Source organism: Hymenobacter perfusus, from assembly GCF_003944765.1.
Lineage (GTDB): Bacteria > Bacteroidota > Bacteroidia > Cytophagales > Hymenobacteraceae > Hymenobacter > Hymenobacter perfusus.
The window spans coordinates 53119-74408 of sequence record NZ_RWIU01000005.1 but is presented as its reverse complement, the minus strand read 5'-3'; the positions used below and the strand labels follow the sequence as shown (position 1 = coordinate 74408).

Here is a 21290-nt window from a genome sequence, read left to right as displayed (position 1 = left end):
TCTGGCTAATTCAACAGATACTTACTTTGCTTGAAGCTGTAGCCCACGGCCAGTACCAGACGGCCCGCGCTGGCCGGGTGGTCGGTGCGGGCAGTGTACACGGGTAGCTGCATACTGGTGTTGAGGGAGAAGTTTTTGTAATACATATCCAGCCCAGGGCCCAGTAATGCGTTATTCATGGCATGCTCGCCGGTGAGTTTGCCTTCAAAGGTTTCGCCCTTGGTTTTCTCGTAAAAGAACTGGGCCGAGGGATATACCTGCCAGTTGGTGCCCAGCGCCACCCGGTAGAACAGATTGGCAAACGTAGTGGTACTGGGAGCCAAACTTTCCTGCACGGCGTTGCGGGTGGCCCGGCGGTAACTAGTGTTCAGGCTCAGGCCAACATTGCGGAAGCTCCCGATGTAATTAGCATACACAAACCCATCGGTGGTGCCGGTGCCGGGCTGGTTAAGGGCCGGGTAGCGGCGACCCAGGCCGTTGCGGCGCTGGTAATCACCGGTAGACAGCTTGGCCCCGCCACCCACAATCAGGCGGCTTTGCACTCCCGCGGTTTCAATGGCTCGGATAAGATGATAGCCGGCAAAAACCGTCGCATCACCCACGCCGGCCAGGTTCAGCGTCGAGCCGTTGGCCCGGGCTGAGTTCATCACGTAGGGTAAAAAGGCGTTCAGCTCCAGGCGTTTACTCAGGAAGTATTTACCCCGCAGTTCTATTACCCGGAAAATCTCGTAATCCGACGCATCGCCTTTATGGGAATGGCGAAAGTCCTCATCCACGTGGTTAAGGGGGCGGGCAATGAACGGCTGGGCTCCGGTGGGGAAGAACTGGGGCTGTTGCCCGTAGCTCTGGTAGCCATTGAACACCCGGTAGCGGTACATCAGCGAAAAGCCGCTTTGGTTATCGTAGGGCGTGATGCCCATGAAGCACCCGCAAATGTCGCAGGCGCTGGTTGGCGCGGCCAGTAGTAATACGGGCAGCGCCAGAAGCAAAAGTTTCTTGATCATACGGAAGGAATAGCCTGCCGCCTGAAGCGGCAGCCGGATAAGGCTAGCGGGCTTCGGCCAGCCGCTTGTCCTGAATGAATTCGGTGTCAGTAAGCGTATGCAAAAAGGCCAGTAGATCAGCCTTTTCATCCTCCGAAAGGGAGATGCCCGGCCTAGTTCCCGCCTGCCGGAACTGCGCATCCAGTGTGCCCGATTCCACCATTCCGCTGGCGTAATGGTCCAGCACCTGCCGCAACGTCTGGAAACGACCGTCGTGCATGTAAGGCGGGGTGAGGGCTACGTTGCGCAGGCTGGGGACCTTAAACCGCCCCACGTCCTGCGGCCGGCCGGTAATGTGGGCCCGCCCCGAGTCGGCCGCAAAGCTGCGGTCCAGCCCGTTGTTGCGGTACGTCTCATCCGTGAATAACTCGCCCGCGTGACAGGAGCCGCATTTCTGGCGCAGCACCTGCAGCCCCCGCAACTCCCCGGCCGACAACTCACCTCCGGCCTCATGGCGGCTATACTGGTCGTAGCGGGAGTGGCTGCTGGTGAAGGCAGCCGTGAACTGCGCCAGTGCCTTCAGCAGTTGCTGGGAGTCGATGGGCTTACGGCCGTATACCTGCGCAAACCGTTGCTGGTAGTCAGCATCAGCATTGAGCTTGCGGAGTACGTTTTGCAGCGTTTCGTCCATCTCCACGGGGTTGGTGATGGGAGCCAGCGGCATGGTTTCGAGGTTTTTGGCTCCCCCGTCCCACAAAAACTCACTCCGCCACCGCAGATTCTGCAGCGCCGGCGCATTACGGGTGCCCAGCAGATTGTCCACCCCATGACTTACGCGGTGGTCCTGATGGGCAAAGGCCACAAACTGCTGGTGGCAGCTACCGCACGAAATATCCCCGGTGCGCGACAGGCGTGGGTCATAGAACAGCGTCCGGCCCAGCTCGAAAGCTTCCCGGGTGGGTGGGTTCTGGCTGGTGGCGTACACCGGCGCCGGGAAGTTTGCGGGAACTTCCGCGCCCGGCACTTCCCAGTCGGGTGCCACGTCGGCATCGGTGGTGCAACTTCCTGCCAGCAGTCCGGCCAGCCCCGCCAGGGCCAGCCGAACCGTTAGGTTTCGGAACATGATAAATGGCCGCTAGTTGGCGTGCACATGGTCCACGCGGAACATGCCGGCGGCCTGGTTGTCCGCTACTTTCACCGAGTTGCTGCCGCCCATCGTGTTGGAGAGGGTAGAGAAGTCAATGGAATTCGGGCCGGTAAACATCTTCAGCACATCAACTGCCAGATGCACGGTTGGCATCCGGTCCTGGCGAATCTGAATGGTAGCTCCATTCAACGAAGGCGACACCGTGCGAATGGTATTGTTCGGCTTCTTGAAGCCCCCAATGTGAAATAACAGTTGCTTGTTGCCTCCGGCCTGCGGCGAACTGCCTTCCAGCTTGGTGTAGATGTAGCCGGAGTTCCAGGTCCAGAACATGCCATTAGCCGGGTCCAGTGCCCCGGTTTGCGCCCCCGACACATTGCGGGCACTATCCACGCCAATTGTAAACGTGAGGGCGGTATAGTCGCCGGCCGGTACGTTATTCAGAGTGAAGGCCTTGGTAGCCGCATCCGATTGCCGGATCAGGTGGTAGCTCTCCGGCTCGACATACTCGGTGCCGTCAGCCTTTCTCAGCTTGATGTTGGAGAGGTAATAATTGAACGTGGAAACCGTGAACTGCTGACCGGACGAGGTAGTGTAGGTACCAGTATTAAGCACCAGCGGTACGTTGCCCACCAAGTGGTCAACTTCCACATCCAGGGTGCCGGCAGCGGGAGTGGTTACGTCCGCATCATCGGTACAGGCGGTGAAAGTAACAGTCACCAATGAGAGACAGACAAGGATAAACGAGCGAAATTTCATCGAAAAAACGGCAAATACAGGAAACTGAAAAACAGTCGTCAACCGGACATCCTGTGCAGATATCCGGGACGAGGCAGCCCGGCTATAGCAGGCCGGGCGCAATCCGAAATTCAGGCCTGGGCCGTGGGGGGATGAAAAATGCCGTGTACCGGCGAAAACGCATAGCAGCTGGCTACGCGCGGGGCGAAGCGCACCGTTTTTGGATAGCCAATTACCTTGGTTCCCAGCTCGAAGCTGGTTAGGGATAGCAAGACCTCGTACTTAATTTTAGCGAAGCCCGCACCGGGGGCTTTGCTTTCGGTATCAGTGGCTTTACCGAGCTGCCTGCGCAGGTGGCACTTGCCGTTACAGTGCAGCCGGGGCTTATCTTTATTCACGCAGAACAGCCGGGTAATTTCCGCCTTTCGGGCCTGGTAATCCAGTACCAGCAGCTCCCGACTAAACGTCTGCAGCAAAACAAGTACAGCCAGGAACAGGGCGAAAAAACGGGTCATTCTAACAAAGCTACCAAATGAACGCGGCTGCAAGGTACCGCGCAATACCCGGAATGCGGCACGCTGGTGCTGTTTTTCGCCTAGAAGCTGAGAAATTGTTCTACTTGCTCCTGCAGAAGCTGCTGGTACAACGGCTCGGTAAGCGTGCCCTCAGCCGTCAGGTGTTTATCGATGAACGGGAGCCGGACCCGCTGGGGCAAAACGGCAGTACCCAGGTACATCAGCACGTCGGTTAGGTGGTTCAGGGGGAGTATACCGCCCTGGGCCCCGCTGCTCAGCCCGACTAATGCGGCCTTCTTCCCCCGGATGCCCCCAGGGTAGGGCAAGCCATCAATAAAGGATTTCAAAACACCGGGAAACGAGCAGTTGTATTCCGGCACCACAAATACCAGCTTATCGGCTGCTTCGGCCATGGCCACCAGGCTATTGAAATCCGGATGCTGTCCTGTGTTGTGATAGAGTGCGGAGGTAGTAAAATCCAGTGGTAGCAGGACCAGATCCAGGATCTGCGCGTCTGCTCCCTGCTCAGCCAACAGGTTCAGGTACAAGTCTGCAATGCGTCGGGCCCGGGAGTTGGGCCGGTTGGTACCGGCAATGATGGTTATCATCAGGAGAAGTAAAAATTAGAAATCAACGACCAACGCAGAATTGGGGCAACAGCTTTGCAGCGCTTTTCCTGGCTCGCCTGGGAGCAACAAAAAAAAGCGAAACGGAGGCCCGTTTCGCTTTTTTTGGAGTCCTGATAAGCACAACCGATAACTCTACGCCAAGTTATTCGAAGTTGCCTTGGCCAGGAGGAATTCCTGGTTCAGGATAGCAATGTTTTCGAGCGAAATACCCACCGGGCACTCGGCCGCGCAGCTGCCAATGTTGGTGCAGGCGCCGAAACCTTCGATGTCCATTTGCGCCACCATGTTTTCCACGCGGGTTTTGCGCTCCACATGACCCTGAGGCAGCAAAGCCAGCTGGCTCACCTTGGCTGAAACGAAGAGCATAGCCGAGGCATTTTTGCAGGAAGCCACGCAGGCACCGCACCCAATGCAGGTTGCCGCTTCAAAAGCCCGGTCAGCAATTTCCTTGGGAACCGGAATTTCGTTGGCGTCGGGCGTACCACCGGTATTGATGGATACGTACCCACCCGCCTGGATAATCCGGTCGAAAGCCGAGCGGTCCACGCTCAGGTCTTTGTTGACTGGAAAAGCAGCGGCCCGCCACGGCTCAATGGTAATCGTGTCACCATCGGAGAACTTGCGCATGTGCAGCTGACAGGTGGTGGTACCCGACTCGGGGCCGTGCGCCCGACCATTGATAAACAGGTTGCACGAGCCGCAGATGCCTTCCCGGCAGTCATGGTCGAATGCAACCGGCTCCTCTCCCTTGCGGAGCAGGTCTTCGTTTAGTACGTCCAGCATCTCCAGGAAGGACATATCCGGCGAGATATCCTTTACCTGGTAATCCACGATGTTGCCTTGGGTATTACGGTTTTTCTGCCGCCACACTTTCAGCGTAAGATTCATCGGTTTGGCATTGGGGTTACTTCCAGCCATTGTATGTTGAGAGTATTGAGTAGTGAGTATTGGGTAGTGAGAAAATAGGGGTACTGAGTAGGAATAGGCTCACTACTCAGTACCCAACACTCACTACTACTTGTAGCTGCGCTGCGTGAGTTTCACGTTTTCAAACACCAGTTCTTCCTTGTTCAGAATTTCTGGCTGGTTTTCGCCCACGTACTGCCAGGCGGCTACGTACGCGTAGTTGTCGTCGTCACGTTTGGCCTCGCCTTCTTCGGTGGCATATTCCTCGCGGAAGTGGCCGCCGCAGCTTTCATTGCGGTCCAGCGCGTCGTCTACCATCAACTCGCCCAACTCAATGAAATCGGCCACGCGGCCGGCTTTCTCCAGTGCCTGGTTCAGCTCGTTCTCGGTGCCGGTCAGTTTCAAGTCGCTCCAGAACTCTTTGCGCAGCTTCTGGATTTCGGCCTTGGCATAGCGCAGACCTTTCTCGTTGCGGGCCATGCCACAGTACTCCCACATCAGGTTGCCCAGGTGTTTATGAAAGTCATCGGGGGTACGGGTACCATTGATGCTCATCAGCTTCTGCACGCGGGCGCGTACATCGGCTTCCGTCTGCTGGAAGGCAGGGTGGTCGGTAGTAACCGGCTTGGGTGGCGTCTGCGCCAGATAATCTCCTATGGTATAGGGAATTACAAAGTAGCCGTCAGCCAGGCCCTGCATCAGAGCCGAAGCACCGAGGCGGTTGGCACCGTGGTCGGAGAAGTTGCACTCACCGGTTGCATACAGGCCGGGAATAGTGGTTTGCAGGTTGTAATCAACCCACAGGCCGCCCATGGTATAGTGTACCGCCGGATAGATGCGCATCGGCTGCTGGTACGGGTTTTCGTCGGTGATTTTGGCGTACATGTCGAACAGGTTGCCATACTTCTGGCTCACTGCTTCAGCACCGGTCCGCTTAATAATGTCCGCGAAATCAAGGTACACGGCCAGGCCGGTGCTACCTACGCCGCGACCTTCGTCGCACATCTGCTTGGCATTGCGCGAAGCCACGTCGCGTGGCACGAGGTTCCCGAAGGCCGGATATTTGCGTTCTAGGAAGTAATCCCGGTCATCCTCGGCAATATCCGAAGCTTTGATTTCGCCTTTGCGTATCCGCTCGGCAATTTCCACCGTTTTGGGCACCCACACGCGGCCGTCGTTGCGCAACGACTCCGACATCAGCGTCAGTTTCGATTGATAGTCGCCCGATACCGGAATGCAGGTCGGGTGAATCTGGGTGAAGCAGGGGTTGGCGAAGTAAGCACCACGCTTGTGCGCCCGCCAGGCGGCCGTCACGTTGCAATACATGGCGTTGGTGCTCAGGTAAAACACGTTGCCATAGCCGCCAGTGGCCAGCACCACAGCGTGGGCCGCGTGCTGCTCAATTTCTCCGCTAATCAGGTTACGGGTGATGATGCCCCGGGCCTGACCATCTACCACCACCACGTCCAGCATTTCGGAGCGGGTGTACAGCTTCACTTTGCCGTAAGCCACCTGCCGCGAAAGGGCCGAATAGGCACCCAGCAGCAACTGCTGGCCGGTCTGGCCCCGGGCGTAGAACGTCCGGCTCACCTGCGCACCCCCGAAAGAACGGTTAGCCAGCAAGCCACCGTATTCCCGAGCAAAAGGTACGCCCTGAGCTACGCACTGGTCGATGATGTTGACCGATACCTGCGCCAGCCGATATACGTTGGCTTCGCGGGCACGGTAATCACCCCCTTTAACAGTATCATAGAACAGCCGGAAAACAGAGTCGCCATCGTTCTGGTAGTTCTTGGCCGCGTTGATGCCGCCCTGTGCGGCAATGGAGTGGGCGCGGCGCGGGGAGTCGTGGAAGGTAAAAGCTTTCACGTTGTAGCCCAGCTCAGCCAGAGAGGCGGCTGCCGAAGCACCCGCCAGACCGGTGCCCACCACGATAATATCGTACTTCCGCTTGTTGGCGGGGTTTACGAGCTTAACGTTGAACTTATGCTTGTCCCACTTTTCGGCCAGGGGGCCTTCGGGAAGTTTGGAATCCGGAAACATCGGCTGTCGAGTTTAGGACTTATTTGAAAAAGAAGAAGTAGACCGGCATAGCGGCAAAAGCAGCGCACACGACAATCGAGAAGGCATACCCCACAAACTTGATGGCGGGTGTGTACTTGCGGTGCGTGAGTCCCAGCGTCTGGAAGGCACTGCTGAAGCCGTGGAGCAGGTGATAGAGCAAAGCAAACTGCGCTACCACGTACAAGGCAACATAGAATGGGTTCTTAAAGGCCGCCAACACCAGGGCGTAAGCATCTTCGTTGCCGTTGGCGTCACGCGGAACATCGGTGAAGCGCAGGGAGCCGAAGAAGTTGTACAGGTGTACAATCAGGAAAAACAGCACGATAGAACCCAACATAGCCATGCTGCGAGAATGCCAGGAGCTGTTCTGCTCAATGTGGTTGGATACGTAACCCTGGCTGCCCCGGGCACTACGGTTTTTGATGGCTAGAGACAGTCCTTCATAAATGTGAAACCCGAAGCCCAGTACCAGCACAATTTCCAGCGTGCGGATAATGGGATTGTGGCCCATGAACTCGGAATAGGCATTGAAGGCAACGCCATTGTCAGCCTTGAATAACTGCAGGTTACCGACCAAGTGAACTACCAGGAAGGAACAGAGAAACAGGCCAGTAATGGCCATGATGATTTTGCGGCCAATGCTGCTGGAAAAGGTTTTGGAAATCCAACTCATAGAGAGCTACTGAATGGTTTGGGTGGGTTGGTTGTACCGGCCAAAGGTAGCCTCCAACCTAACAGGAAACAATCTGAATAAGCTGACTGCGTTAGAGTGAATCTATCCCCGTTCAACTCCGTTAGTACCTTGCGCCGGTTACCTAACCTGGGACCTGGATTTTTGTTAGGTTCCTGCTGGGTTTTTACTGAACTTCCTCCTTCCTGTCTCCCGCCTGTTAAGCCGTTGATTGTATGAATCATGTAGTACATAACCGCCCGGTACGGCTTTGGCTGGCTGGGCTACTTTTATTGTTTGTCTGGTTGAGTTCATGGTCAACGGCGCAGGCCACCCACCTGCGCGCCGGCGACATTCAGGCCAAAACCGATACTACTGCCGCCCGTAACCCGCGCCGCATCTTCTTCAAACTGGTACTTTACACTGATGCAGCCCCCAATGCGGTAGATGAGCCTGCAGTAACTATCTTCTTTGGTGACCGGACCTGCACCGGTGATAAAGCGGTTCCCCGGGTCAAAAAGGAACTGGTTGCCCCGGATTATTATCGTAGCGTCTACTATTTCGAGCACACGTACAATTCTCCGGGTACCTACAAAGTCATGTACCTGAGTGAGAACCGGGTGGCGGGCGTAGTCAATATGGTTAATTCCGTTAGTCAGTCTTTTTTCATATCTACTACGGTTACCATTGACCCGTTTCTTACGAATACTTCACCGGTTCTAAAAGCCCCGGCAATTGACAAGGCTGCTATCCGGCAGGTATTCCTCCATAACCCCGCCGCGTTTGATGCGGATGGGGATTCCCTGGCCTACGAGCTGCAGCCGAGCCAGCAGGCCGGAACCGTAGCTTCGGCGCTCAGCAACTGCATCCCGGTACCGTCAACGGTGAGCGGCTTCCGTTACCCGAACGACCCCGCTTTGGGAGGCAGTCCGGTGCAGGTAGCCTATACCGGCCCTCCGGTAGGGCGACCAGGGGAAGCGGCTATATTTGAGCAGGATGCCCGCACCGGCCAGATTGTGTGGAATTCGCCCGCCATTCAGGGCGACTACAATGTGGCATTTGTGGTCAGAGAATACCGCCGCACTCCCGGCGAGAAGGCCCGGCTGATTGGCGAGGTGGTGCGTGACATGCAGATTACGGTGCGGGCCACCAATAACCTGCGCCCCACCATCATGGTGCCCGCCGATATCTGCGTAATAGCCAACACGCCGGTGCCCAACGGTATTGTCACGGCTACCGACCCCGACAATAACCCCATTACCCTGGAAGCCTTCGGGGGGATGCTGCCCACGCCGGGCTCCTTCGTGCAGACGGCGACCGGGCCGCCCACCGCGCGGGGCGTGTTCCAGTGGACTCCTACCTGCGCCAATATCCGGACGGACCCTTACCCAGTGCTATTCAAAGCTACTGACCGCCCGGTAGCCGGCCAGACGCCGCTGATTGATCAACGTACCTGGCTGATAACGGTTATCGGGCCGGCCCCGCAAAACCTGCGTGCCACGCTGCAGGGCAGTACCAGCCGGTTGGATTGGGACAGTTACAGCTGCCAGAACCCCGGAGCGCAGATTCTGATTTTCCGCCGCGAGAATTCCTTCAACTTCACTCCCGGGCCGTGCGAAACCGGCCTGCCGGCTGCGGCTGGCTACACCCAGGTGGGCTCGGTAAGTGCCGGTACCCGTACTTTCTTGGACGATAACAACGGCCGGGGGCTGGACCGGGGCAAAACGTACTGCTACCGTATCTACGTGCAGTTTGCCGCTCCCGGTGGGGGTGCCAGCATTGCCTCCAATGAGGCATGTGTAACCCTTAATGGTCGCGCGGCCCGCCTCACCAACGTTACGGTGGACCGCACGGATCCGGCCAACGGACAGATTACCGTGCGTTGGACCAAGCCAACGTCTTCTGTGGGCTTTGGTACGCCGCGTGGCTATCGGCTGTATCGGGCTCCAGGTCTGAACCCGGTTGCTGCGGACTTCGCGCAGGTGTACACCACCACGAATCTTGACGATACGACCTTTGTAAATGCTGGCCTGAACACCACTGCCAACACGTATTCCTACCGGCTGGAGTTCTATAACACGCCGGTTGCTGGTGCTGCCGAAACGCTGGAAACGGCCGGGCCAGCCTCCAGCGTACGGGTGGCAGGCACTCCCAATCCGCTTGCCAACACCATCACTGTTACCTGGACCTACAGAGTGCCGTGGGATAACACCAAGCGGCCAACCACGGTGTATCGTCGGGAGCCGGGAGGCGCCTTCCGGCCGGTTGCCAAGGTAACGGGCACCACCACTGGTGGCACCTACACCGACGCCGGCAGCAGCACCGCACCGCTGGTAAAGGGCCGCACGTACTGCTACTACGTGAAAACCAACGGCACCTATGACATTACCCTACCTGACTCGCTGATTAACCTGAGCCAGGAGCAGTGCGTTGATCTGCGGGCTATTCCCTGCACGCCGGTGCTTACGCTAAAGCCCACCAACTGCGACAGTCTGGCCAGCCGCTTATTTGACTTACCGACTACGCCGCTCAGTGGCCAGGTGTACACCAACTCCCTGAGCTGGACGCTCAGCAACCTGCCTAACGCCGACTGCAGCCGCAACATCGTTTCCTATATCATCTTCTACGCGGCTACCGATGCGGAGCCGCTGCAGGAACTGACCCGCGTACCCGGCTCCCAGACCACATATCTGCATCAGGGCCTTACTTCGGCGCAGGGCTGCTACGCCGTGCAGGCGGTAGATGCCAATGGCGCAGTTAGTGCGCTCAGCAACAAGGAATGCAAGGATAACTGCCTGCTGTTCCTGCTACCCAACATCTTTACCCCCAACGGCGACGGTAAAAACGACACCTTCCGGCCCAAGGTCTTCAGCCCCATCACCCGCACTTCTGTGAAGATTTTCAACCGCTGGGGAGTGAAAGTGTACGAAAGCGACAAAGACCCGCTCATCAACTGGACGGGTGGCGGCAGCGGTACCGAGTCGGGCTCCAACGGTAAGGTGTCGGATGGCATGTACTTCTATCAGGCCGAAGTGGAGTTCCGGGATACGAACCGAACCAAGCGCACCTTTAAAGGGTGGGTGCAGGTTAATCACTAATAGCTGCCAGGCCGCTTAATTGCGTAAAAGCCGGATGAGCCAGTTGGTTCATCCGGCTTTTTTTACTCCCTTCACTTATGAAAAATCTTCTTTCGCTCAGCGTCCTGTTGCTGTCAGCAGCCTGCACCTCACCCCAGCAAACTACTACCACGGAAGCCCCAGTGACCACGGAAACCGCTGCTGATGCGGCCCCGGTTACGGAAACCCAGGCGGCGACTATTGCCACGCGCTACTTCCGTTCCCAGGCCGACTCAGCGGTGTACCAGCTCAGTACGTTGCAGGTGATGGAAGCCGGACCGCATTGGCAGGTGTTGGTAAAACGCTCTGACCGCGTCGGCCGCATGCCTGATAACTCGGCCATTGAGATTGACAAGCAGACCGGAGCCGTGAGCACGGTGATGGTGAAGTAAAACCTGGTGGCTCGTAGTGCCGGGCGTTGCGCTTTCCGGGCTATTTCTGCAGCTTGCGCCTCCCAATTTCATTCCTTACCTGCTGTGCGGGCCTTCGCGCCAACAAGCAGCAGGCCAAAAAAACGACCATGAAAGCAGTTATTTTCCCCGGCCAGGGTAGCCAGTTCAGTGGCATGGGCCGCGAGCTATACGAGCAACACCCGGCCGCCCGGCAGCTGATGGATCAGGCCAACGAAATCCTGGGCTTCTCCCTGACCGAGGTGATGTTCTCGGGCTCTGAAGAGGATTTGCGCCGTACCGATGTGACGCAGCCGGCTATTTTCCTGCATTCGGTGGCGCTGACTGCTGTGTTGCCCGATTTCCGCCCCGATATGGTGGCAGGTCACTCCCTGGGGGAGTTTTCGGCACTGGTTGCGGCCAAGGTGCTGCGCTTTGAAGACGCTTTGCAGCTGGTTGCGCGGCGGGCCAACGCCATGCAGGCGGCCTGCCAGGAGCAGCCCGGCACCATGGCCGCTATTCTGGGGCTGGATGATGCCACCACGGCCCGTATTTGCCAGGAAATTACCGAGGGTGGCAACGTGGTGGTAGCAGCCAACTACAACTGCCCCGGTCAGTTGGTGGTATCCGGTTCTCAGCGCGGCATTGAGTTGGCGTGTGAGCAACTGAAAGCCGCCGGAGCCAAGCGGGCCCTACCATTACCGGTGGGCGGTGCCTTCCACTCTCCCCTCATGAAATCGGCGGAAACGGCTTTGGCGGAGGCCATTGCCCGTACTACCTTCTCGGCCGGTATCTGCCCGGTGTATCAGAACGTGGATGCGGCTCCGCACACCAACCCCGATGAAATCCGGGAGAATCTGGTGCGGCAGCTGACGGCGCCTGTCCGCTGGACCCAGAGTGTACAGCGCATGGTGCAGGATGGCGCAACGGAATTTGTGGAGTGCGGCCCTGGCAAAGTGCTGCAAGGGCTGGTGAAGAAGATTGCCCCGGAAGCGGCTGTCAGCTCAGCTGGAGTATAACTGCGCTGAGAAACCAAAAAAGAGGCCGGCCGATATTTTCGGTCGGCCTCTTTCTGTTTAAAGTCGTTGCACTTCCAGCGGGTCGGGGCAGGTTGTCAACAGACTTGTTACTGTACGGTCCAAAGCCGGATGCAGAATATCAGGGGCAATTTCAGCAAGCGGCACTAGGGCAAACCGGCGTTCCGGCAGACGCGGGTGCGGTAGCTGCAACTGTGGCGTGTCCAGCACCAGCGTATCATACAGCAGAATATCCACGTCCAGCGTGCGGGCTCCCCAACGTACCAGTCGTTCCCGCCCGGCCTGCTGCTCAACGGCCTGGCAGGCCGCCAGGAGCTGATTGGGGGGGAGAGTGGTTTGGATACTCACGGCTTGGTTCAGGAAAGCCGGCTGTTCCTCCAGGCCCCAGGCCGCCGTTTCATACAGGCCCGAAACGGCCAGCACAACGCCCGCCGAAGCGCCCAGCTCCCGGACTGCTTTGTGGAGAATGGCGGTTCGGTTTCCAAGGTTGGAGCCCAGCAGCAGGTAGGCAGTAGGCATGAGCTTACAGTACGCGCCGCAGAAACTCCACCGTAGCTTCAGCAGCCTGTTGCGCTTCGGCAGGCAACTTGGTTGAGGGCCAGGGGTGGCCGCCGCCGAAGTTGTGCGTCACGCCGGGCAGAATGCATAACTCGGCGGCTGGCTGCCACTCTTTGAGCTGATAAGCGCGTTCTACCGGTACGGTTTCATCCTGGTCGCCGTGGAGAATGAGGATGGGGCGGCCCTTGAGCTTGCGGCGCAGGCCGTGGCGGATATCGAGCCGCAACCGGTTCTGGTGGTAATCTTCCACAATCTGGAAATACAGCGGGAGTTGCTGCTTGGTGCGGCTGTTCTCAACGTGAAACACGCCCTGTTGCTGCCATTGCTGCATAAGCGGCTCCGACCAGCCCGGATTCACGTCACTGATGGCCGCCCAGGATGCTACGGCTTTTACGCGCGCATCCTCGGCCGCTTTTAGCAGCACCAAACCGCCTCCTCGGCTATGGCCGATGAGCGCCAGCCGAGTCAGATCCATTTCCGCCGCCGGAATACCTGCTTGGTCGGGCGTATGCAGGCAATCCAGGAGGGCCCCAATGTCATCGAGCTCCAGACTGAAGTTGTTGCGGCCGAAAGCTTCCATATCCTCCAGGTCGCCGCTGCCGCCTACTACCAAACCATTGTGCGAGAGGTTCAGCTTCACGAATACAAAACCCTGCCGGGCAAACCAATCGGCCAGCAGGTTGAAGTGGCCCCAATCTTTGAAGCCCTTGAACCCGTGCACGAACACTGCTACCGGTTTGGGTTGCCCGTCGGCCACAAACCGTGCATCGGCCGTGAATGGCCGGCTGTGGCGGGCGCAGGAAAGCAGAAAATCAACGGATGTCGGTTGAGTTGCCATAGCAGCGAAGGTAAGCGGATTGTTGAACTGGTGGATGAGCGAGTGGTCGGATGACTGAATGGTCATCCATCTGGCAATTCAACCATTCCGCCATTCGTCGGTTCAGCCGTCCAACAATTCAACAATCCACTTACCTTCGCAGCGCCCAAAATACCCGCATGACTGTTACGCTGGATCAGATACAGGCTCCCATAGCCGCCGAGATGGAGGAATTCGAACAGAAATTCCGCCAGTCCATGCAAACCAAGCAGCTGCTGCTGGATAAAATCATGGGGTACATTGTGAAGCGCAAGGGCAAGCAGATCCGGCCCATGTTCGTGTTCTTCACGGCCAAAATCAGCGGCGGCGACCCGCTGCCGGAAGCTTCGTTTCGGGGCGCGGCCCTAATTGAGCTGCTGCATACGGCCACCCTCGTACACGACGACGTGGTGGACGAAAGCAACTACCGGCGCGGCTTTTTCAGCATCAATGCCCTCTGGAAAAACAAGATTGCCGTACTCGTGGGCGACTATCTGCTCAGCAAAGGCCTGCTGCTAAGCCTCGAAAACGACGATTACGAGCTGCTCAAAATTGTGAGCAACGCCGTGAAGGAGCTAAGTGAAGGAGAGCTGCTGCAGATTGAAAAGGCCCGCCGCCTCGACATTACGGAGGACGTGTACTTCGATATCATCCGGCAGAAAACCGCCTCTCTCATTGCGTCCTGCTGCGCCGTAGGTGCCGCCTCGGCCGGGGCCGACAAGGAAACCATTGAGCGGGCCCGGCTTTTCGGGGAGAAAGTGGGGATGGCATTCCAGATCAAGGACGACCTGTTCGACTTCGGTACCGCCGAAATCGGGAAGCCTGTGGGCATTGATATCAAGGAGAAAAAGATGACGCTGCCCCTCATCTACGCCCTGCAACAGGCTGATTGGCTCACCAAGCGCCGCGTTATCTTCAACGTGAAAAATAACGACGGCCGTAAAGACCGGGTGCAGGCTGTTATTGAGTTTGTGAAGCAGTCGGGGGGGCTGGAATATGCTATCCGGGTAATGGAGCGCTACCGCAACGAAGCCCTGGAAATCCTGCGCACCTTTCCTGAATCGGCTTCCCGGACTTCATTGGAACAACTCATCAACTACACTATCGAGCGGGAGAAATAACTCGCCAAGTCCGCCACAGAGGCTACGCTTTTCCGCAAAAAGCCCTTGACGCCTTTACGCTGTCAAGGGCTTTTTGCAAGATAGATGGCCTGTTTCTACAGGCTGTCAGTTAGGCTTTGACTTGGTAGGCTACGCTTTCCGGTTTCACTTCCGATACATCGAAGTGTACTCCGTCGTGGTTGCTCTTGACGGTGATTTCGTGGGTCATGTCGCAGCCGGGGCATTTGATTTCCTCGGTTTCGTACTGACCTTCCGTATCTGCAGTGTTGGCAAAATGTTCGGCTGCGGGTACGCCGATGAGGTCGGTGAAAACCTCGGTGTTACACTTGTTGCATTCGAATTTGAGGCCCACGGTGCGGCCCTGGAGCTCATCGACGGGGGCGGGAGTGCTTTTCTGTTGAATCCACATAAGTAAGCGCGGGTTGGTTGTTGGAGAAAGAACGGGAACTGGCCGGCGGGCCTACCTGTCTGTACGCGGGAAACCAGGAAATGGGTTAGGTAGTGGTCGTCGTGGTCTGGCCAGCAGGATTGTACCTTCCAAAACTTAAAAAGCTGACGCTTATTTTACCGGATGTCTGTCTCGACTACTTCTGTGCCCGCCGCTGCTGCTTTGCCCCGGGTACCCCGCTGGCGCACTTTGCTGGGTTCATTGGCTATGGCCCGCCGGCCCATCCAAAACCTCGACCGTGCCCTGGCTACGCACGGCGACACGGTGGGCCTGCACCTGGGCGGCGTGCGGCCCTGCATTGTCACGCGCGACCCGGCGCTGGCCCAGCATATACTCCAGAAAAACCACCGCCGCTACCTTAAATCCGACCTTACCCACGGCCTCATTCGCTACCTGGGGCGGGGGCTGCTCACCAACGAAGGAGCCGACTGGCTCCGGCAGCGCCGACTGATTCAGCCGGGCTTTCACAAGCAGCGCCTCACGGCCCTCACCCAGCTCATGCAGGCCGCTGCCGAACAATGGAGCCAGCGCCTGCGCGCCCGTCTGGCCGCCGCCGGAGGTCCGCTCCGGCTGGATATCCACGCGGAAATGACGCAGGTAGCCTTTGATATTATTGCCCGCGCTACCTTCGGAACCAGCATGACCGATGCGGAGCAGAACCGGTTGTCATCTATTCTGACGCGGATTCAGGCGTTTTATGTGCGTACCGTGCGCCAGCCCTACCTCAAGCCGTGGTTTAGCGCCATTGGCACTTTTCGGCGGCATGATGCGCTCAGCCGGGAACTGCGGGAACTAGTGCGCGGCTACATCCGGCAACGCCAAATGGCCCCGACTGCCGGAGCACCCGTACCCGACGACCTGCTGCAGATGCTGCTGGATGCCCGGTATGAGGATAGTGGCGAGCCAATGACCGAGGACCAGCTGCTGGATGAAGCTAATATTCTGCTGCTGGCGGGCCACGAAACCAGTGCCAACGCGCTCAGCTGGCTGTTTTATCTGCTGGCCCACCATCCGGAAGCGGCCGCGCAGGTGCGGCAGGAGCGGAGCACGGCCGGCATGGCCCACCGTGCCCCGGCTTTTGCCGAGCTGCCGCAGCTGCTTTACGCGCAGCAGGTAATTCAGGAAACGATGCGCCTATACCCGCCCGCCTGGATTCTGGACCGGGTGGCGCTGGAAGATGACGAGTTTCGCGGGCTGCCAATCCCCAAAGGCACGTTGTTTTCTATCTATATCCACGGTATTCATCGGCACCCAGCGTTGTGGCCGGATGCCGATGCTTTCCGGCCTGAGCGGTTTACCCCCGGTCAGCAGCCGCCCATTCCGGCTTACGCTTACCTCCCGTTTGGTGGCGGGCCGCGCATGTGCGTGGGCAACCACTTTGCCCTGACCGAAATCCAGTTGGTGCTGCTGGAGGCCCTGCGCCACTTCGAGTTCCGGCCGGTTTCCGCTACGCCGGCCGAGACTGATCCGCTTGTTACATTACGGCCTAAGGGCCCCCTGTGGCTGGATGTATCCGGGGTGGCAGAAAATTGAGCTGGCTATTTTACTATACTTTCCCGCATGATGCCTTTCTTATCCCTGCCTGCCGACCCCGCCGCCCTGGTGCCCCGCCTAGAAACCCCCGATTTGCTGCTGCGCGGCCCCCAGGTTTCCGATCTGCCGGAGTTTACGGCTCTCCACAACGACCCGGTATTTTACCGCTTCTTGGGCAACAAACCGCAGACGGAGGAAGAAGTATGGCGGCGCATGTTGGGCCAGCTGGGGCACTGGGCCATGTTCGGCTATGGGGCGTGGTCCATCGAGGAAAAGGCCACCGGCCGCTATATTGGCAGCGTAGGTTTCTTTGATTTTCAGCGCGACCTGACGCCTTCCCTCAAGGATACGCTGGAAGCGGGCTGGACCATTGCCCCACGTTTGCACGGCCGGGGCTACGCCACGCAGGCCTTGCAGGCGGCTCTGGCCTGGATTGAGCCGCGCTTCCCCGCTGCTCGCCTCACCTGCATTATCGACCCTGATAACGCGGCTTCCCTGAACGTGGCCCGTAAGTTCGGCTTCCACGAATTTGCCCGCACCACTTACCACAACGAGCCGATTGTGCTGCTGGAACGCGCACGGGTTTCTTTGGATAAATAATGCAACGTCATGCTGCGCGCAGCCGCAGTTGAAGCATGATGTTGCGTTAATTGAAAGGGCCGTTTTCATCATGAAAACGGCCCTTTCAATTAACGCAATGTAGTTGGAATTACTCCGCCAGCAGCTGGTCGATGGTTTTGTTGAATTCGGCTACTTCCTGCTCGTAGTACTTGCCGGTACCGGGGCCCGAGTAACCGGTGTGAATCTTGCGCACCTCGCCCTTCTTATCCAGGAAAATGGTGGTGGGGAAGGCCAGGACCTTCTGCAGTTGCGGCAGTGACTTGCTGGCTTCCGCCGACGAAGCCTGTCCGGCCACGGCCAGATCGTAGCCGATGTTCATGCGCTGCTTCATCTTCAACAGTTTCTGCGACGCCACTTTCTGGTCGGTGGTACGCTCGTAGCCCAGCCCGATGATTTCCACGCCGCGCTGCTTGTTCTTCTCGTACCAGGGGGCTAGGAAGTTGGTTTCGTCCATGCAGTTCGGGCACCACGAGCCCAGCACCTGTAGCACCACCACTTTGCCCTTGTACTTGGGGTCAGAAGGGGAGATGCTGCCGCCTTCGTAGATGCTGGGGAACTTGAAGTTCAGCTTTTTCTGGCCGGGCTTCATGCCGGTCAGGGCGTTGGCGTCGGGCAGTTTGGCGTTGGGGTCGAGCACAGCGGTCCAGGTTTCGTGGCCGGATTTGCCGCTGTAGAAGTGGCCGGTAATGTTGTTGATGTTTTCGGGTTTGTCAAGCTTGCCATCAAACAGGAAGCCGTGGCTGCCATCGAAGGTGGATAGCATAATATGCTGCCCATCGGCCAGTGTCACGAGGTTGCCCGCCAAGTAGCGGTAGTCGCCGGTGCTGGTCAGAAACGTGCCGGTCAACCGAGTCGGATTCACGGAATCCTGCGTGATAATACCTACCGCGGGTGTCGTGTCGCCATCAGCTCCTTTGAAAACCGTTCGGAACGTAGCACCCTTTTTCAGGTCACCGAAAACCGACTTGTTCTGAGTTGAACCAGCAAACAAAGTAGTTTCCGCTCCGCCTTTGGTCGCCGCAAACGGCACGCGGTATGGCTCCTTGCCGTCGTACTTCACCCAAGTTCCTTTCAGCTTATCAGCCCCATCGGTCTGGACCACCAGCGCGGCATCGAACACGCCCAGGCGGATGGTGGTGGAGTCACCGGCCGAGCTGATTTCATCGAGCTTCAGGCGCTCCTCACCGTTGCGCAGTGTCACGGTGGGCTTGCCGCCGTCAGTGTTTACATCAAATAGAAACGGAATTTCCTGGCCCTGGGCCGAAAGCACGCCCCGCCAGGTGCCGGCCGAGAGGGTCGTAGAACCGGCTGCCGCCTCACCGGCGGCCGGGGTTTCGGTGGAAGGAGAGTTGGACTGACAGGCCACCGCGGCCAGCGCGAGTCCGGCCCCGAGTACTGCCTTGCGAAATTCAATGGCAACGGGCATACAAAGTAGGGTTAAGTTGATTCGGGGCTAAACTACGGCCGGGGCATATTAGTTTACCTCTGAAGGCCGCGAATGTAGGCCAACTTTTGCCGCCAGCCGTTAGAATCATTCTAAATGCGGCCCTGGCCCGGCTTCCGGGCCCCGAAAAGTTGGGCTACGCAACGACCGGTACCTATATTTGCGTACCTGTCTATGATAGGCACGTTCTCTCCACTTTTTCCCTTTTGAATTATGGCGTTTGACTTAGAAATGATCAAGGCTGTGTACGCTGGCATGGGCTCCCGCATTGAGGCCGCCCGTACCGCCGTTGGCCGCCCGCTTACCCTGACGGAGAAAATCCTGTACGCTCACCTCTACGGCGGCACGGTTTCGCAGGCGTTTGAGCGGGGCGTTTCCTACGTCGATTTCGCTCCCGACCGTGTGGCCATGCAGGATGCTACCGCCCAGATGGCGCTGCTCCAGTTTATGCAGGCCGGCAAGCCCCAGGCTGCCGTTCCCAGCACCGTGCATTGCGACCACCTGATTCAGGCCAAAGAAGGCGCTACCGAAGACTTGGCCATTGCCAACTCCGAGAACAAAGAGGTGTATGACTTCCTGGCTTCGGTTTCCAACAAATATGGCATCGGCTTCTGGAAGCCCGGTGCTGGTATCATCCACCAAGTGGTACTCGAAAACTACGCCTTCCCCGGCGGCATGATGATCGGAACGGACTCGCACACGCCCAACGCGGGTGGACTTGGCATGATTGCCATTGGTGTGGGTGGCGCCGATGCCGTGGACGTAATGTCGGGCATGGCCTGGGAGCTGAAGTTCCCGAAGGTAATCGGCGTGAAGCTGACCGGTAAGCTCTCGGGCTGGACGTCGGCCAAAGACGTTATCCTGAAAGTAGCCGGCATCCTGACCGTGAAAGGCGGTACCGGTGCCATCGTGGAATACTTCGGTGAAGGAGCCAACAACTTGTCGGCTACCGGCAAAGGCACCATCTGCAACATGGGCGCGGAAATCGGGGCAACCACCTCGGTGTTCAGCTACGATGAGAAGATGGGCGACTATCTGCGCGGCACTGGCCGGGCCGAAATTGCCGACCTCGCCGCTGGCGTAGCTGCGCATCTGCGCGCCGACGACGAAGTGCTGGCTAACCCCGCTGAGTTTTATGACCAGCTGATCGAAATCAACCTGTCGGAGCTGGAGCCTTACGTGAACGGCCCGTTCACGCCGGACGCCGCCTGGCCGATTTCGCAGTTCGCCGCCGCCGTAAAAGAGCACGGCTGGCCCGAGAAGCTGGAAGTAGGCCTGATCGGGTCCTGCACCAACTCCTCGTACGAGGACATCACCCGCGCCGCCAGCATTGCCAAGCAGGCTGCCGACAAGGGCCTGACCGTACAGGCGGAGTACACCGTAACGCCCGGCTCGGAGCTGGTGCGTTACACCGTGGAGCGCGACGGTTTGCTGGACACCTTCGCCCAGATGGGCGGCGTGGTGCTGGCCAACGCCTGCGGTCCGTGCATCGGCCAATGGGCCCGTCACACCGACGACCCCAAACGCCGCAACTCCATCATCACGAGCTTCAACCGTAACTTTGCCAAGCGCAACGACGGCAACCCGAACACCCACGCTTTCGTGGCTTCGCCCGAAATCGTGACGGCCTTCGCCATTGCCGGCGACCTGACCTTCAACCCCCTCACCGACACGCTGACCACCAAGGACGGCCAGCAGGTGAAGTTTGATGAGCCGGTAGGCATTGAGCTGCCGCCCCGTGGCTTTGCCGTGGAAGACGCCGGTTTCCAGGCACCCGCTGAAGATGGCTCGGGTGTGCAGGTGCTGGTAGATGAGGCTTCGGACCGTCTGCAGCTGCTTGACCCGTTCAAAGCCTGGGAAGGCACCGACCTGAAAGGGTTGCGTCTGCTTATCAAAGCTCAGGGCAAATGCACCACCGACCACATTTCGATGGCCGGCCCGTGGTTGAAATACCGTGGCCACCTGGACAACATCAGCAACAACATGCTCATCGGGGCTACCAACGCCTTCAACGGCGAGGCTAACTCGGTTAAGGACCTGCTGACCTCGGGTACGCCCCACGGCACGGTACCGCAGGTAGCCCGGAACTACAAAGCCCAGGGCATCGGCTCGGTGGTAGTAGGTGACGAGAACTACGGGGAAGGCTCCTCGCGGGAGCACGCTGCTATGGAGCCCCGCCACCTCGGCGTGCGCGCCGTGCTGGTGAAATCCTTCGCCCGTATCCACGAAACCAACCTCAAGAAGCAGGGCATGCTGGCCCTGACCTTCGCCAACAAGGCCGACTACGACCTGATTGAGGAGGACGACACCATCGACATCCTCGGCCTGACCACGTTTGCTCCCGGCAAGCCGCTGGAAGTGCGTCTGCACCACTCCGATGGCGACACGGACCTCATTACGGTGAACCACACCTACAATGAAGGCCAGATTGAGTGGTTCAAAGCCGGTTCGGCTCTGAATCTGATTCGCTTGAAAGAGTCGGGTCAGGTAGCGTAAGCAGCCGGTAGCCCAAGTAAAA

19 protein-coding genes are annotated in these 21290 nt (G+C 58.3%); 7 read left to right on the top strand and 12 right to left on the bottom strand.

All coding sequences use genetic code 11. The annotated features are described in order from the left end of the window. Nucleotides 1–5: 5 nt before the first annotated feature. The 8 genes from EI293_RS14920 to EI293_RS14885 form a co-directional block, all read right to left on the bottom strand. Nucleotides 6–1004, bottom strand: a complete 999-nt coding sequence (locus EI293_RS14920) for a hypothetical protein (RefSeq protein WP_125439215.1) — start codon at nucleotides 1002–1004, stop codon at nucleotides 6–8. Nucleotides 1005–1047: 43 nt separating this feature from the next. Beyond that, the gene (locus EI293_RS14915) at nucleotides 1048–2106 is read right to left on the bottom strand and encodes a cytochrome-c peroxidase (protein ID WP_125439213.1); all 1059 of its coding nucleotides are present in this window, start codon (nucleotides 2104–2106) and stop codon (nucleotides 1048–1050) included. Nucleotides 2107–2118: 12 nt separating this feature from the next. Continuing rightward, nucleotides 2119–2847: an MbnP family protein gene (locus EI293_RS14910; RefSeq protein WP_125439211.1), complete on the bottom strand. Its 729-nt coding sequence runs from the start codon at nucleotides 2845–2847 to the stop codon at nucleotides 2119–2121. A 149-nt stretch (nucleotides 2848–2996) separates the two neighbouring features. Then, entirely contained in the window at nucleotides 2997–3380 is a 384-nt protein-coding gene (locus EI293_RS14905; RefSeq protein WP_125439209.1) for a hypothetical protein, read from the bottom strand. A gap of 80 nt (nucleotides 3381–3460) precedes the next feature. After that, nucleotides 3461–3988: an NADPH-dependent FMN reductase gene (locus EI293_RS14900; RefSeq protein WP_125439207.1), complete on the bottom strand. Its 528-nt coding sequence runs from the start codon at nucleotides 3986–3988 to the stop codon at nucleotides 3461–3463. 153 nt (nucleotides 3989–4141) lie between these two features. Further along, nucleotides 4142–4897 (bottom strand): succinate dehydrogenase/fumarate reductase iron-sulfur subunit, encoded by a 756-nt coding sequence (locus tag EI293_RS14895; protein WP_044001406.1) that lies wholly within the window; start codon nucleotides 4895–4897, stop codon nucleotides 4142–4144. Between the two features lie 126 nt (nucleotides 4898–5023). Beyond that, the gene (locus tag EI293_RS14890; protein WP_125439205.1) at nucleotides 5024–6958 is read right to left on the bottom strand and encodes a fumarate reductase/succinate dehydrogenase flavoprotein subunit; all 1935 of its coding nucleotides are present in this window, start codon (nucleotides 6956–6958) and stop codon (nucleotides 5024–5026) included. A 19-nt stretch (nucleotides 6959–6977) separates the two neighbouring features. Next, the gene (locus tag EI293_RS14885; protein WP_125439203.1) at nucleotides 6978–7652 is read right to left on the bottom strand and encodes a succinate dehydrogenase cytochrome b subunit; all 675 of its coding nucleotides are present in this window, start codon (nucleotides 7650–7652) and stop codon (nucleotides 6978–6980) included. A 302-nt stretch (nucleotides 7653–7954) separates the two neighbouring features. Here EI293_RS14885 and EI293_RS14880 point away from each other — a divergent pair, with 302 nt between their 5' ends. The 3 genes from EI293_RS14880 (at nucleotide 7955) to fabD (ending at nucleotide 12173) form a co-directional block, all read left to right on the top strand. Continuing rightward, nucleotides 7955–10747: a T9SS type B sorting domain-containing protein gene (locus EI293_RS14880; protein WP_170170389.1), complete on the top strand. Its 2793-nt coding sequence runs from the start codon at nucleotides 7955–7957 to the stop codon at nucleotides 10745–10747. A gap of 77 nt (nucleotides 10748–10824) precedes the next feature. Further along, the gene (locus EI293_RS14875; protein WP_125439199.1) at nucleotides 10825–11157 is read left to right on the top strand and encodes a hypothetical protein; all 333 of its coding nucleotides are present in this window, start codon (nucleotides 10825–10827) and stop codon (nucleotides 11155–11157) included. Nucleotides 11158–11285: 128 nt separating this feature from the next. After that, entirely contained in the window at nucleotides 11286–12173 is an 888-nt protein-coding gene (gene fabD, locus EI293_RS14870; RefSeq protein WP_125439197.1) for an ACP S-malonyltransferase, read from the top strand. Nucleotides 12174–12230: 57 nt separating this feature from the next. On the opposite strand, the gene folK is transcribed toward fabD, so the two are convergent. Then, entirely contained in the window at nucleotides 12231–12710 is a 480-nt protein-coding gene (folK, locus tag EI293_RS14865) for a 2-amino-4-hydroxy-6-hydroxymethyldihydropteridine diphosphokinase (protein ID WP_125439196.1), read from the bottom strand. Nucleotides 12711–12714: 4 nt separating this feature from the next. Continuing rightward, complete coding sequence (locus EI293_RS14860) at nucleotides 12715–13653, bottom strand: alpha/beta hydrolase family protein (RefSeq protein ID WP_317127221.1); 939 nt, start codon at nucleotides 13651–13653, stop codon at nucleotides 12715–12717. A 92-nt stretch (nucleotides 13654–13745) separates the two neighbouring features. On the opposite strand from EI293_RS14860, the gene EI293_RS14855 reads away from it, so the two are divergent. After that, entirely contained in the window at nucleotides 13746–14726 is a 981-nt protein-coding gene (locus tag EI293_RS14855; RefSeq protein ID WP_125439194.1) for a polyprenyl synthetase family protein, read from the top strand. A 109-nt stretch (nucleotides 14727–14835) separates the two neighbouring features. Here the strand turns inward: EI293_RS14855 and EI293_RS14850 are convergent, their stop codons facing one another. Continuing rightward, a complete protein-coding gene (locus tag EI293_RS14850; protein WP_125439193.1) occupies nucleotides 14836–15135 on the bottom strand; it encodes a hypothetical protein in 300 nt (99 codons plus the stop codon). Nucleotides 15136–15297: 162 nt separating this feature from the next. Here EI293_RS14850 and EI293_RS14845 point away from each other — a divergent pair, with 162 nt between their 5' ends. Both EI293_RS14845 and EI293_RS14840 read left to right on the top strand, forming a co-directional pair. Continuing rightward, entirely contained in the window at nucleotides 15298–16707 is a 1410-nt protein-coding gene (locus EI293_RS14845; RefSeq protein ID WP_125439191.1) for a cytochrome P450, read from the top strand. Nucleotides 16708–16734: 27 nt separating this feature from the next. Then, a complete protein-coding gene (locus EI293_RS14840) occupies nucleotides 16735–17307 on the top strand; it encodes a GNAT family N-acetyltransferase (RefSeq protein WP_246010659.1) in 573 nt (190 codons plus the stop codon). 109 nt (nucleotides 17308–17416) lie between these two features. Here the strand turns inward: EI293_RS14840 and EI293_RS14835 are convergent, their stop codons facing one another. Beyond that, on the bottom strand, nucleotides 17417–18754 hold the full coding sequence (locus EI293_RS14835; RefSeq protein ID WP_125439189.1) for a TlpA disulfide reductase family protein: 1338 nt from the start codon (nucleotides 18752–18754) through the stop codon (nucleotides 17417–17419). Between the two features lie 231 nt (nucleotides 18755–18985). Between EI293_RS14835 and EI293_RS14830 the strand changes: the two genes are divergently transcribed. Then, a complete protein-coding gene (locus EI293_RS14830) occupies nucleotides 18986–21268 on the top strand; it encodes an aconitate hydratase (RefSeq protein WP_125439187.1) in 2283 nt (760 codons plus the stop codon). The last annotated feature ends 22 nt before the right edge of the window (nucleotides 21269–21290 follow it).